Below are 13,296 nucleotides of genomic sequence, written 5' to 3' on the forward strand. Positions count from 1 at the left end.
TTTTAGCAATCGATGGGATTCACAAGAGAAAAAATACAACAGGCTTCAAGTCTAGCGTGTAGGTGGATATTTGTATTCAGTTTGTATTTATTTTTCAGAGGAGCGTGTGGTACGTTGCGCAGACGGTGGATTCAAATGGGGATCTTAATGTGTGTAATAGCGGCCGGGGCGTTTGCATTTTGGAGTTCTGCCGCGAAGGACTCGGAAGAAGTGAAGAAAGGGGCAAAAGCTCCTGATTTTAAATTGGCGTCTTTGGATGGGAAAACATATGAGTTATCGGATTTTAAAGGGAGTGGTTTGGTCCTGAACTTCTGGGGGACGTTCTGCCCGCCTTGTGTAAGAGAAATGCCGGCCTTGGAGAAGCAGAGCAAGGTTTGGAAAGATAAGCAGGTACAGATTGTTGGTATTAATCTGAATGAAAGTCCGATAACAGTACGTTCGTTTCTACAGCAGTATAATATAAGCTTCCCTATTCTTATGGACCGAGATGAAATAAGGAAGAAATACAAAGTCTCTTCTTATCCGACAACGTTTTACATTGATGCAAATGGAATCATACAAGACATATTTGTCGGAGAAATGACGGAACGTGATATTCAAACCCGTATTGAAAAAATAGTAAAGGCAGATAAAAATTAATAAAGCTCTAATCAAAAGACGAACCGTCCAATGGAACAGTTCGTCTTTACTCTTGCTCCTCAGACCTTACATTCAGCGTGTTGTAAATTTGATTTCTCCACTTGGATCGTCGTGTGTTGGATTTTAAACGTTTGTTCAATTGCTTGAACAGCGCTTTGTAATACTTCTTGGCTGTCTTTGGAATCTTCAATTAAGATATGGCAGCTTAATGAGTCCAGGCCTGAAGTAATTGTCCATACGTGAAGGTCGTGAACATTAATTACGCCATCGATTTTTTCTAACGTATGTTTCACTAGATTTAAATCAATCGTTATCGGTGTACCTTCCATGAGGATGTGAACAGCATTGCGTATGACCCCCCATGCGCTTTTCAGAATAAGTACCGCAACGAGGACGCTAATTATAGGATCAGCGATATACCAATCAAAGAAAAGCATTAGCAATCCGGCTAGGATGGCGCCGACAGAACCTAAAGCATCTCCGATGACATGCAGATAAGCACTGCGTACATTAATGTTATCTTTGACATCACTTTGCTTGAGCAGCACCCATACGCTCGAAAGATTGGCCAGCAATCCAAACAAAGCGATTAAAATCATCGATCCGCTGGAAACGGTTGGCGGATCGAAAAATCGTCCATACGCTTCTTTGATGATGAAAGCTGCAATGACAAACAGCGTCACTCCGTTAAATAACGCGGCTAATATTTCAAATCGATAGAACCCATACGATTTCCGAGGAGAGGCAGGCTTTACAGCAAACCACATAGCAATCAAACTTAGAGCTAAAGAAGCGGCGTCACTGAGCATATGGCCAGCATCCGAAAGGAGGGCCAAACTGTTAGTGATCAAACCTCCAAAAAATTCTAATAACATGATTCCGCTCGTTATAATAAGAGCAATTGTTAATCCTTTTTTATTATTGGGTGCATGCGAATGTCCATGCCCGTGAGCATGTCCGTGGTTATGTCCATGCCGATGAGCATGGTTGTGATCGTGGTGGTCATGATCATGATGCGAATGAATATTGTTTGACATCGTACATTCCTCCATAATAACATATGAACAACTATTCATATGTTATTATATTCCACATTGTCGTGAAAGGCAATATTTAATGTTAACATACCTTCTTATTCTTATTGCCTTTGGATAAGCCGTTTGTTCTTAAGTATGGTAGCCATATTCTTTCTCGTACTTTTATTTTTATGTTTCCCCTGCCGTTGACGTCCCATCCTTGGAAATGGTTTATCTTTTGTTATTCCCGGATATTCATGTCTAATGCTGGCGGTAAAATAAAATGATTTCTGTTATAATAAACTAATCGTAAGTTTTATCGTCAAAAGGTGGGAAACACAATGGAGAATATCATTCAGGAGCAATGTGAAGATACATGTGGGGGAACATCGAATATCCATGTGCTGCAAGAGCAATTAATATCGGAACAAACAGCGTCAAGTTTAGCTGAAATTTTCAAGGCTCTAGGGGATCCTACACGCCTTAAGATCATCCATACCCTTCTCAAACACGAGCTTTGCGTTCATGATATCGTTCAAGTATTAGAGATGGGGCAATCCGCAGTTTCTCATCAGCTCAGGTATTTGCGAAATCTTCGTATCGTCAAGCGGCGAAAAGTAGGAAAAACCGTTTTTTATTCACTTGACGACGAACATATCGAACAAATTTTTGTACAGATGCTTCAGCACGTTAAACATAGCTGAGGAAGGGAGCGAATGAAGATGAAACAAGTTGGATATCGTATGCAAGAGGAAGGGGTAAACCGATTTCTGGGCTCTTTAGAATCACGCATCATGGAATTAATGTGGGAATCTGAGGACTGGATGAATGTTCATCAACTTCGGGAGGGTTTAAAGGAAGAATACGACTATTCGGTTAATACGATTATGACGGTTTTAAATAGACTAGCCGATAAAGGTATTATTAAGAAACAAGCTGGGGGAAGAGGCCGAAGTAAACTTGCTCAGTTTAAGGTTGTAGTATCCAGGGAAGCCTTTATTAAAGAGCAAACAAGAAATGTAACAGAAGGTTTAGTCAAAGATTTCGGAGAAGTGATTGTAGCTCATATGATTGATGTTCTGGAAGAGGTGGACCCTCAGCTGCTGCAAAAAGTCGAGCTGAAATTACAAGAAGCGAAACAGAGGAATCAGCATGAAAAAAATTCAAAATCCAGCTGAGTTCGCTTTTGGTGTCTTCGTGGCCGTTGCTTGTATTATATGGATTCAGCTCGCTTGGTCCTTCTTTCATCAGTTTAATGACCTCAATTGGATACCTGATTTTATGCGGCTTTCCCGCTTTGTTTGGCAGGATTTCTGGTTTGCCCATTCCTTTGGGGAAGCGGTTTTAACTTTTATTTCAATCATCACAATTAGTGCCCTGGTGTTTAACGGATTCAAGGATGTTTTCGATCATTTGCGCTGGAATCGGTTCGTCCGACAGCATAAGGATGAAAGGTTATCTGAACATTGGAATCGGAAATTTGCTTTCCTGGGAATGCCGATCCTCGTTATTAAGGAACAACAGTTTTTGGCATTGACATCGGGTATAAGTAATCCAAAAATAATACTTTCTACAGGACTAATTCAAGGTTTAGATGAAAAAGAAATGGAAGCCGTTCTCCTTCATGAAGCTTACCACGTTACTTATCGCCATCCCATTAAAAAATGGTTACTGAAACGATTAGCGCGAGTAATGTTTTATATCCCTGTTCTTAAAGGTTTATCGAATTATTACGCCATCTGGATTGAGCTTTTGGCCGACCGATTTGCGATTGAGAGAATGGAGGATTCAACACCAATTGCTTCCGCACTTGTTAAAATGATTAATTTGGGCTCTATACATTTCGTTCCAATTTGTGCTGATTTTTCAAAAACGGCGATCAATTATCGGTTAAAGCAAATTTTAGATTTGGAAGAACGACAAGGTGTGGAGTTGTTCTCTAACAAAACTTTAGTATCATCCGTTGGAATAGGAATGCTTGTAACAACTATCGTAATATTCAGTTGTTTATAACTAAAGCGAGGACAAACCTCGCTTTTTTATTTGTCCAAAAAAAGAACATATTCCCAAATGTTCATATGACGTATTGACACTCTCCTTGGAATTGAAATAACATTAAAACGATGCGTTGTAGTTATTTCGAATGGTAGAGGATGATTAATTTGAGCAAGTCTTTAACTTTCTTGGATTGGTGGAACCCCTATGCTTGGCTTGTGGTGATTTGCTTACTGATCGGTTATTTACTAATTACCGGACCTCTCCACAAAGAATTTAAAGGAGGAGAACCGGTACCGACGATCCAAAGGTTTTATTTTGTCTTAGGCCTGATCGTCGCAGGAGGAGCGCTGGGAAGCCCATTAAGCACTCTCGGACATCATTATTTGTTTAGCGCCCATATGCTCCAGCAGTCTCTGCTTTATTTCGTCGTCCCTCCTTTATTATGGGCAGGAATCCCAACTTGGTTGTTTCGAAGCATACTTCCACAGGCTTTTAGACAAAAAATATTGCCTAAGATTACAAATGCAATTTTAGCAGTTTTTTTATTTAATGGTTTATTATCTTTTTACCATTTTCCAGCGATTTACGATTGGATAATGTCAGGAGAACAGCCGTTAGCTGCTGTGTTTGCTCATACTCTTTTATTCCTGACTGCTATGCAAATGTGGTTTGTCGTAACATGTCCTGATCCGGATCTCAACCAACTAAGTCATTTGAAGAAGATAGGTTACGTTGTGTTAAACGGTTTTTATTATACCCAGCATGTGCACTTATTATTTTTGCTGATAATCTCATTTACAAACCCTTTCATGCTGTACAGCCATGGTTTCCTTTTTTAACGCCTCTTGGAGACCAGCAATTGGGTGGAGTCATCATGAAAATTATGCAGGAGGGCGTATTCGGTATAGCTCTAGGTATTCTTTTTTCTAGATGGTACCGAAAAGAACGTTCTGACGAGCAGGAAGAATAAGGAATATTTAAGCAATTCATAAAATCTTAGCTGGAGGAAACTGAGATGTCAAAAAATAAACACATGAATTACTCGTCGAAGCCAACCGGAAACTCTACCAAACCTCTTGTTATCATAACGTTAACAGTTATTGTTTTACTTATAGCTCTATTTATATTCTCAAACATGGCGTCAAATAAAAATCAACCATCTACAGTATTTCAAGAGCCACCTTCACTTGTAAATCAGCCAGTTCTCGGAAACGATGATGCTCCTGTAACCCTTATTGAATTTGGAGACTATAAATGTCCGTCCTGCAAAGCTTGGAGTAATGTTGTTTACCCACAGTTGCAAAAAGAGTACATTGATACCGGTAAACTGAAATTTGCGTATATCAATGTATTATTTCACGAGCAGGAGTCCGTACTGGCCGCTCTCGCCGGGGAAGCCGTTTTTGCGCAAGACCTACAAGCGTTTTGGATGTTCCATAAAGCGTTGTATGAAGCTCAACCCCAAGCAAATCATGACGGACTATGGATAACGGAAGAGAAAATTTTGGAAGTTGTCAAAACGGCAGCTCCAACGATTGACCTGACAAAACTGAAAGAAGATTTGAAAAATCAAGAAGTAGCCTCAAGGGTTAAAATAGACAATGAATTGGTGCAGAAATTTGGGGTTAAACAAACGCCTACAGTCATGATCAACGGTACGGTCTTGGAAAATCCGTTTGATATAAATATGATCAAAGAACTGATAGATAAAGAAATAGGGGATAAACAATGATGGAAACAGGTAAACCATCTTTTATTCAAAATTATTTAATATATTTTGCTTGGATCGTATCGGTAGTTGCAACGTCAGGAAGTCTTTATTTTAGTGAAGTATTAGGTTTTATCCCCTGCGATTTGTGTTGGTATCAACGAATTTTTATGTACCCTCTAAGCGTGATCCTTGGTATTGCTGCTTATTACAATGAAAAATCATTGAAAAAGTATGTGTTGCCGTTGTCCATCATCGGTGGCTCCATTTCTTTATACCATTATATGCTTCAGAAAATACCGGGATTTGTAGAGATTAAACCGTGTACGCAAGGAGTTCCTTGCAACGTTGATTACATCGATTGGTTAGGTTTTATTACGATTCCTTTCTTAGCGTTGACTGCCTTCTTGCTTATAATCATGTGCATGCTTTTATTGAAGCCATCAAATTCGCAAAATAATGAAAATTAGACATAAGCACGATTGACATTCAACTTCAAAGAACATATGATAAAATTAATAAATGAATAAGTGTTCATATGTAATGATTAAGGAGTTGGAGAGTATGAGCGACAAAGCGTGTGACGCCCGGATCTCATCAGAAAACGAAACATGTTTGTCGGAAAAAGAATCTTGTGGCTGCGGTCATGATCATAACCATAACCAAGTTACAGCAGTTGAGCAACGTACGACTCATCAGCATGAAGCTTGCTGCGGTTCTCACCATCATGAACACTCAGATCACTCGGAACATGCCAAACATTCGATTCACTCGACGCTAGTCCTTCAAGGGATGCACTGCGGGGACTGTGCCGCGAAGCTCGAAATAGCTGTCTCACGGCTTGCAGGAGTCGATAAGGCCTCTGTGAATTTCGCCACGGCAAAGATGAAAGTGGAGTATCAGGATGAGGGAGTTATTGACGTAATCAAGAAACAGGTAAGCCAGCTTGGCTACAGCGTGGATTATCATAATGATGATCACACGGTGAAAACTATTTTCCGAATTGATGGTATGGATTGTGCCGACTGCGCTCAAAAATTGCAAAAGCGGGTAGGCGCACTTCCAGCTGTAAAGGATGTATCAGTTAATTACGGTGCCGCCAAAATGACGGTAGTTCACGATGGTTCAGCTATCACGGATATAAGCGAGGCTGTTCGAAAATCTGGGTATTCAGCAACAGTTGAGAGCGGCACGTCTTCGCGATCTGTTGAAGAAGCAAGTTTCTGGAGTCGAAACCAAAAGGCGGTTCCGACGCTTATATCGGGTACATTATTTATTCTCGGATGGCTTCTCTCATTCTTTGAACTCATTCCGGAATCTACATCGAATGTGTTCTACGCAGCTGCCATGATCTCCGGAGGTTACCGGATTGCCAAGACAGGATTGTATGGCTTGAAGTCCCGTACCATCGGTATGGATCTTCTAATGACGATTGCTGCACTTGGAGCGGCGTTAATCGGGGAGTGGGAAGAAGGGGCCGCCGTCGTATTTCTGTTCTCGCTCGGTGAAACGTTAGAAGCTTATACCATGGACCGAACAAGACGATCGATCCGCGGTTTGATGGATCTTTCTCCAAAAGAAGCTTTAATTCGTAGGGGAAGCCACGAGATGATGCTTCACGTCGATCAGATTGAGATTAACGATATCATGATCGTGAAACCGGGCTCAAAAATCGCAATGGACGGGGTTGTTGTCAAAGGGGCTTCAGCGGTCAACCAAGCACCAATAACCGGTGAGTCCATTCCGGTAGAAAAGCAAACGGGGGATGATGTGTTTGCGGGTACCATCAATGAACACGGTTCCTTGGAAGTAAGGGTGACACGCCGGTCCCAAGACAACACGCTTTCGAGAATCATTCATCTTGTGGAAGAAGCGCAAGCCCAGAAAGCACCGTCTCAACGATTTGTTGATGTTTTTGCTAAATACTACACTCCGATTGTTCTAGTTGTAGCATTAGGAATTGCCATCATTCCTACCGTATTCTTAAATCAACCGTTCGACGTTTGGTTTTATCGTGCGCTTATGATGCTTGTTGTATCTTGCCCCTGCGCTTTAGTGATTTCTACTCCCGTGTCCATCGTTTCGGCCATCGGCAATGCAGCCCGAAACGGGGTACTAATTAAGGGCGGCACTCATCTAGAAAGATTAGGCGCTGTAAACGTTATTGCATTTGATAAAACCGGTACGTTAACGCGGGGCATACCTAAATTAAACCAGATTGTGGCTTTTGGACAATACAAAGATGACGACGTGCTTTCCGTTGCGGCGGCGGTTGAGAAGCAGTCGGAGCATCCTGTGGCTAAAGCGATAGTAAAACATGCTCAAGAACGAAATATTGAAATCCTGGAGAGCTCGCATTTTACTTCGTTTCCCGGAAAAGGAGCCAAGGCAACCATTCAAGGAACAACGTATTATATCGGTAATCCACGGTGGTTTATACATGAGTTGAATGTTTCTTTGGAAACAGCAAAAACTACGATTCAAAATATGGAACAACAGGGTCAAACCGTTATGATCCTTGGTACAGATGTTGAAGCTATCGCGGTATTTGCTGTATCGGATGAAATACGTCCAGAGAGCCGGAAGACACTGCAGGTTTTGAAACAAGAAGGAATAGAAAGAATGGTCATGCTCACAGGGGATAATCGAGGCACGGCACAAGCCGTAGCGGCGGAATTGGGGGAGATTGATGTCCAATCAGAGCTGCTACCCCAAGCAAAGTTAACTGCCGTCCGTGAGCTTATGGAGCGGCACGGGTCCTTAGCCATGGTAGGTGACGGTGTGAACGATGCTCCTGCACTGGCGACTGCAACGGTCGGCATTGCCATGGGGGCTGCAGGCACAGACACGGCCTTGGAGACGGCTGACATTGCATTAATGTCGGATGACCTAAGCAAACTACCTTTTGCGATCCGATTGAGCCGCCAAGCACTAAATATCATCAAACAAAACATTGCATTTTCACTGTTGGTTAAAGCGATCTTTTTAATCCTTATTTTTACCGGAAGTTCAACGCTTTGGATGGCGGTGCTGGCTGATACGGGAAGTTCACTTATTGTTATTGCTAACGGGATGAGACTTTTAAAGAGCAAGCCTTAATAGATCGTTCCATGCAAAACGAACTCCTGTCTATGGACAGGAGTTCGTCCATAACTACAAGGAGAGAGACAATTCATGCATTTTCATATTTCCGGAGTGTTGGACTTTAAGCAAGTAAGAAACAGTGCAATCCAGATCATTATTGTATTGCTGATAGCATTTGCGGTAGACAAATTTATCGGACTTCCTGAAAGCATAAGATTGTTTGTGTATCTGGCACCGTTTGTATTACATTTATTATTGTCCTTCTTCATGAAGAAGAAAGAGTCTTGGTTACTCGGAGGTATTTTGGGTACGTTGGTTTCAATGGCAGTTATCGTTGTTGTGCTGCTTGCTTCATAAACTTGTCAAATAAAACTATAAAACATCGTTTTTATTCCAATGGCCATGTGATATGTTAAGAATAAGGTGAAAGAACAACATTGTTTACGTACTGGAGGTTGTTGTGAAATTATCTGTCGATCTTTTCAACTACCATCGTCGAAAGTGGATTTTCACGCTAATTGCACTTATTCTCGGAGCTGTTGGAATTGTTGCCTATGTTAATGCAAGCGCGATTGATAGATATCGTGTGTATCTTGATCAAACCTATATTGGTTCTGTAAGCAATCAAGAAATAGTACAAGAATGGATCAAAAAGAAAGAACAAGCTTTATCCGCGCAATTCCCGCATGCCAGCATGAAGCTGCAAGGCGGGCAAGTCCGGTTTGAATTGGAGAGAACGATCCGAAAGGATTATGATAATAACCTTGTCATTACCGAACTGGAAAAACGTTTGACGCCAGCTGCAGTAGGTGTTGAAATACGTATAGGCGGCAAAGCCATCGGGGTTGTCAAGGATTATGATACAGCCCAGGCTTTACTTGAAGGGATTAAACGTAAATATCACCCAGATACATTAAATGCGAATGAAGTGCGTTCGCTTTCCGCGGCGGATAATGACGATAAGACAGGCAAACCTGTTTTAGAATCGCTTCAGTTTGTACAAGAAGTGAGTTTGCAAAAAACGGTAACATCACCGGATAAAATCAGTGCGGTTGATCAAATTCGCAGCACATTGGAAACAGGCGGGGTAGAACCGGTGAAGTATACGGTACAAGAAGGAGACTGTGTCTCTTGTATTGCGAAAAAGTTTAATATACCTTTGGCCCTTCTTTATAAAAACAATCCTTGGATTCAAGATGATTTTATTAATATCGGGGATGTATTGGATTTGACGGTATCCAAACCAATTCTCTCGGTGCAATCGTTGGAAAAGCGTACGGATACATTAACCATTCCCCGTGGTACACAAGTTCAGAACGATCCGTCTATGAGAGTCGGCGTTTCCCAGGTAGTCCAGGAAGGAAAAGACGGTATCAAGCAAATTACATACCGTCTGACAAAAATCAATGGTGAGCTGGTGGAGGAAGTACCTGAGAATGAGGTTGTGCTTGAAGAACCAGTCGATAAAATCGTGCGACAGGGCACGAAAGTGATTCCTGGTAACGGGACAGGCAAGTTTGTTTGGCCTATAGTTTCGCCGAAACTGACAAGCGAGTTTGGAAAACGTTGGGGTAAGCTGCATGCCGGAGCCGATGCAGTTTCGTCCAATCGTTCTATTCTAGCTTCTGATCGTGGTAAAGTCGCTTTTGCAGGGGAAAAATCCGGGTACGGAAACTGCATCATTATAGATCACCAAAACGGATATCAAACCTTATACGCCCATTTAAGTAAGATTGAGGTGAAAAGCGGACAAACGGTTGAAAAGGGCGAAAAGATCGGCGTCATGGGAAGCACAGGGAATTCAACCGGCATCCATCTTCACTTTGAAATTCGAAAAAACGGTACGCAGCAAAACCCTTTGAAATATTTGAATCGATAAACGGAGGAATAAGCAATGGCTATGTTACTTAAAAGTCGACAATTCAAACAAACATTTTGGTTAACCCTGCTCTCTTTGTTTCTTTCCTTGATTCTTTCGGTTAGCGTTACGGCTCACACAGGACTTGAAGCTTCTAATCCAAAAGATGGAGAAGAGATTACTACCGAATTAAAGGAAATTTCGTTGACCTTTGCCGGTAAGGTGGAAAACTTGAGCACGTTTAAGCTCTTGGACAGCAGCAATCAAAATGTAGACGTAACGGATATACAAATAAAAGAAAAAACGATGTCGGGGAAATTGGCCCAACCTTTAGCGAATGGAAGCTATCAGGTTCAATGGACGATTGTCGGAGAAGACGGTCATCCGATTAAGGGGCAGTTTTCTTTCAATGTAAATGTACCGGAAAGCAAACAGCCCGTGGCAGAACCGGCAAAACAACCTAAAACGCCGCCTCAAACACCAACGGAACCAGAGCAAAAACAACCGGATACGACGACTGCCCCGGCGACGCCACAGTCCAGCGGGGGCAATACCGGACAGATAGATCACCCTGAAGATACAGCACCGTCTTCTAACACAGTCGTGTACTTGCTTGGAGCCCTTGCGATCTTGGTTGCCATCTCACTGGTTGTCTTAACCAGGAGGAAGAAATAATTGATTTATGTTCTTTCTGAAGCCTTGCTCTATGTCTGTTTCGCTTTGTTAACAGGAGCATGTGTGCTTGCGATCGTTCCGGAACGGAAGAAGCCTATCATTCAGATGTCCGATACGATATTAACGTGGGCAGTACTCGGAATCGTCGTGTTATCATCGGTGCAGGTTATCAAGCTTATAATATTTTTTCGAGTTAACTTGGGGTATGAGATCGGATATATTACGTTCACAGTCCTTAGCGACTATAAAATCGGCAATGCATGGTTTGTTACAATATTTGCGGCGATGGGAATCTTGTATTTTCTGGGCTTAAAGCCCGATTCCAAAATGTTGAGCTATAAATGGATAGGTATCTCCGTCTTTAATTTTTTCTTGGTTTTGGCCATGGGGTGGGCGAGTCATTCAGCAACTGTCCATGAATGGATTGGTTTTGCCGCACATACATTACATTTTTTAGCTGCAATTGTATGGATCGGGGTCATGCTGGTCATCGGTTGGTTCGTTAAGGAGGTTGTTCACTGGAAAGCCTTCCTGCGTTGGTTTACGCCGTTAGCCATTGGGTGTGTCTTGGTTACAATAGCTGCCGGCCTGTTGCTGATGAGCAAAGTAACCCCCAATTATTTAAACTCTTGGATATCATCTTATGGCCAGGCCATGTTGATAAAACATTTGCTGATTGTTCCTATATTAGGATTGGCGTTACTAAATACGTTCCTGTTCCGCAAAGTTGCCTCCAATCCTTTACCTTGGTTGAAAACGGAAGGCATATTCGTTGTTGTTCTCTTTGCGGTTACGGCCTTTATGGGCCAGCAATCTCCTGTGCATGAAGATCTTGAGGAATTTATAAAAGAGGTGGGGCCGTCGCCTCTGTTCTTGTCTGTGGCGGGAAATGATTTGAAGCAAGTCATTCCGCTTTCATTTTCTCCTGATGCTTTAAGTATAACTCTCTTTCTTATAGCGGTTCTTGGATTATACATCGGTTTATATATGGCTTGGAAAAAACAAAGAACCCTTTGGTCGTTGGCAGCTTCAGCGTTCTTTGTAGTATGCGGATACCTCTCATTGATGTTCGCCGTAGCATAGAACACCACCATGTATTAATTTATAAACAATCTCGCATGAGATTGTTTTTTTGTTGACAACCAGCAAAAATTTAACAATAATTATACATGAATAAATTCTCATATAATAAAATAATCTATTTGAAGGTGATGGAATTGCAACGTGAATATGATGTGGTTGTAATTGGTGCCGGTCAGGCTGGACTCGCGGCGGGTTATTATTTGAAGAAAAATAATTACAGTTTTGTTGTTCTAGATAAAGGGACTTGCGTCGGGGATAGTTGGAGAAATCGTTATGATTCATTGGTTTTGTTTACTCCCCGCTGGTACAGTTCTTTGCCAGGGTTAAACTTAAAAGGCGATCCCAATGGGTATGCAGGTAAAGATGAAATTGCAGATTATCTAGAATACTACGCAGAATATTTTTCAATACCGGTTCAAATGAATACGGAAATTATCCTCTTGGAACAAACATCTACTGGATTTAGAGTAATGACAAATCAGGGCCAATATACAGCCAAGCATATTATTGTCGCAACAGGTCCTTTCCAGAAACCGATTATTCCCAAGATGGCTGAATATCTAAGTAATGATATTTTCCAAGTCCACAGTTCTTCCTACATAAATCCTTCTCAATTAAATGAAGGAGAAGTTCTTGTGATTGGAGCTGGAAATTCAGGCGCACAAATCGCAGTCGAGCTTGCGAAAGAACGAGAAGTAATACTATCTGTCGGTCACAAAATGAAATTCCTTCCCCTTGAGTTTTTTGGTAAAAGTATTTTTGAGTGGTTCAAAAAGCTGGGAATTCTAAGTGCAAGTATCGATTCTAAGCTTGGAAGATGGATCAGTAAGCAGTATGATCCGATTTTTGGATATGAGCTAAAAAAATGTATTGAGAATGGCGAAGTCGTTCTAAAACCGAGAACGTACAAGATGACAGAGGATGTCGCTTTATTTGAAGATAAAAGCTCGGTTCAAGTGAAGAATATAATCTGGGCCACTGGATTTACTTCTGACTATAACTGGATCGATATAAATAAGGCATTCGATGATAAAGGAAAACCGATTCATCAGAGAGGTAAAAGCTCCATTCGTGGACTTTTTTTCCTTGGGTTACCTTGGCAATACCGTAGAGGTTCAGCTTTGATAGGTGGAGTTGCTGAAGATGCTCGGTATGTAGTGGATGCGGTTAAACTCCCTTAGTCTGGACACTGCACCTCTTATTCATTTCATCCCATAATGCTCCGAATTGCTCGT

At 41.6% G+C, this 13,296-nt stretch carries 15 protein-coding genes; 14 read left to right on the plus strand and 1 reads right to left on the minus strand.

Translation table 11 applies throughout. From position 1 onward, the window contains the following. Positions 1 to 114: 114 nt before the first annotated feature. Positions 115 to 639 (plus strand): thiol-disulfide oxidoreductase ResA, encoded by a 525-nt coding sequence (gene resA / locus EXW96_RS18560; RefSeq protein WP_174351133.1) that lies wholly within the window; start codon positions 115 to 117, stop codon positions 637 to 639. A 59-nt stretch (positions 640 to 698) separates the two neighbouring features. Here the strand turns inward: resA and EXW96_RS18565 are convergent, their stop codons facing one another. Then, a complete protein-coding gene (locus tag EXW96_RS18565; protein ID WP_141336069.1) occupies positions 699 to 1,676 on the minus strand; it encodes a cation diffusion facilitator family transporter in 978 nt (325 codons plus the stop codon). Between the two features lie 320 nt (positions 1,677 to 1,996). On the opposite strand from EXW96_RS18565, the gene EXW96_RS18570 reads away from it, so the two are divergent. From EXW96_RS18570 to EXW96_RS18630, 13 genes are all read left to right on the plus strand, one after another. After that, positions 1,997 to 2,359, plus strand: a complete 363-nt coding sequence (locus EXW96_RS18570) for an ArsR/SmtB family transcription factor (protein ID WP_141336068.1) — start codon at positions 1,997 to 1,999, stop codon at positions 2,357 to 2,359. A gap of 18 nt (positions 2,360 to 2,377) precedes the next feature. After that, positions 2,378 to 2,833: a BlaI/MecI/CopY family transcriptional regulator gene (locus EXW96_RS18575; RefSeq protein ID WP_174351134.1), complete on the plus strand. Its 456-nt coding sequence runs from the start codon at positions 2,378 to 2,380 to the stop codon at positions 2,831 to 2,833. Continuing rightward, on the plus strand, positions 2,808 to 3,668 hold the full coding sequence (locus tag EXW96_RS18580; protein ID WP_155615430.1) for a M56 family metallopeptidase: 861 nt from the start codon (positions 2,808 to 2,810) through the stop codon (positions 3,666 to 3,668). Before EXW96_RS18575 ends, EXW96_RS18580 begins: the two co-directional genes overlap by 26 nt. Positions 3,669 to 3,817: 149 nt before the next feature. After that, positions 3,818 to 4,492 (plus strand): cytochrome c oxidase assembly protein, encoded by a 675-nt coding sequence (locus tag EXW96_RS18585; RefSeq protein WP_174351135.1) that lies wholly within the window; start codon positions 3,818 to 3,820, stop codon positions 4,490 to 4,492. Beyond that, a complete protein-coding gene (locus EXW96_RS28645; protein ID WP_375256467.1) occupies positions 4,447 to 4,623 on the plus strand; it encodes a cytochrome c oxidase assembly protein in 177 nt (58 codons plus the stop codon). The genes EXW96_RS18585 and EXW96_RS28645 overlap by 46 nt, the downstream gene beginning before the upstream one ends. Positions 4,624 to 4,668: 45 nt before the next feature. After that, a complete protein-coding gene (locus tag EXW96_RS18595; RefSeq protein ID WP_230876291.1) occupies positions 4,669 to 5,385 on the plus strand; it encodes a DsbA family protein in 717 nt (238 codons plus the stop codon). After that, entirely contained in the window at positions 5,382 to 5,831 is a 450-nt protein-coding gene (locus tag EXW96_RS18600) for a disulfide oxidoreductase (RefSeq protein ID WP_141336064.1), read from the plus strand. The genes EXW96_RS18595 and EXW96_RS18600 overlap by 4 nt, the downstream gene beginning before the upstream one ends. A 94-nt stretch (positions 5,832 to 5,925) precedes the next feature. Continuing rightward, positions 5,926 to 8,460 carry a heavy metal translocating P-type ATPase gene (locus EXW96_RS18605; RefSeq protein ID WP_230876290.1) on the plus strand — a complete coding sequence of 845 codons (2,535 nt, stop codon included), beginning with the start codon at positions 5,926 to 5,928 and terminating at the stop codon, positions 8,458 to 8,460. Positions 8,461 to 8,535: 75 nt separating this feature from the next. Continuing rightward, on the plus strand, positions 8,536 to 8,802 hold the full coding sequence (locus EXW96_RS18610; RefSeq protein ID WP_141336063.1) for a hypothetical protein: 267 nt from the start codon (positions 8,536 to 8,538) through the stop codon (positions 8,800 to 8,802). A 103-nt stretch (positions 8,803 to 8,905) separates the two neighbouring features. Continuing rightward, complete coding sequence (locus EXW96_RS18615; protein ID WP_141336062.1) at positions 8,906 to 10,324, plus strand: peptidoglycan DD-metalloendopeptidase family protein; 1,419 nt, start codon at positions 8,906 to 8,908, stop codon at positions 10,322 to 10,324. Between the two features lie 15 nt (positions 10,325 to 10,339). Further along, positions 10,340 to 10,978, plus strand: coding sequence for a copper resistance CopC family protein (locus EXW96_RS18620; protein ID WP_141336061.1), 639 nt, complete (start codon positions 10,340 to 10,342; stop codon positions 10,976 to 10,978). Further along, on the plus strand, positions 10,979 to 12,061 hold the full coding sequence (locus tag EXW96_RS18625; protein ID WP_155615429.1) for a copper resistance D family protein: 1,083 nt from the start codon (positions 10,979 to 10,981) through the stop codon (positions 12,059 to 12,061). Positions 12,062 to 12,195: 134 nt separating this feature from the next. Further along, positions 12,196 to 13,242, plus strand: coding sequence for a flavin-containing monooxygenase (locus EXW96_RS18630; RefSeq protein WP_141336109.1), 1,047 nt, complete (start codon positions 12,196 to 12,198; stop codon positions 13,240 to 13,242). Positions 13,243 to 13,296 lie beyond the last annotated feature (54 nt).

This window comes from Paenibacillus sp. JMULE4, from assembly GCF_013337105.1.
In the GTDB taxonomy this organism is placed as follows: domain Bacteria; phylum Bacillota; class Bacilli; order Paenibacillales; family NBRC-103111; genus Paenibacillus_G; species Paenibacillus_G naphthalenovorans.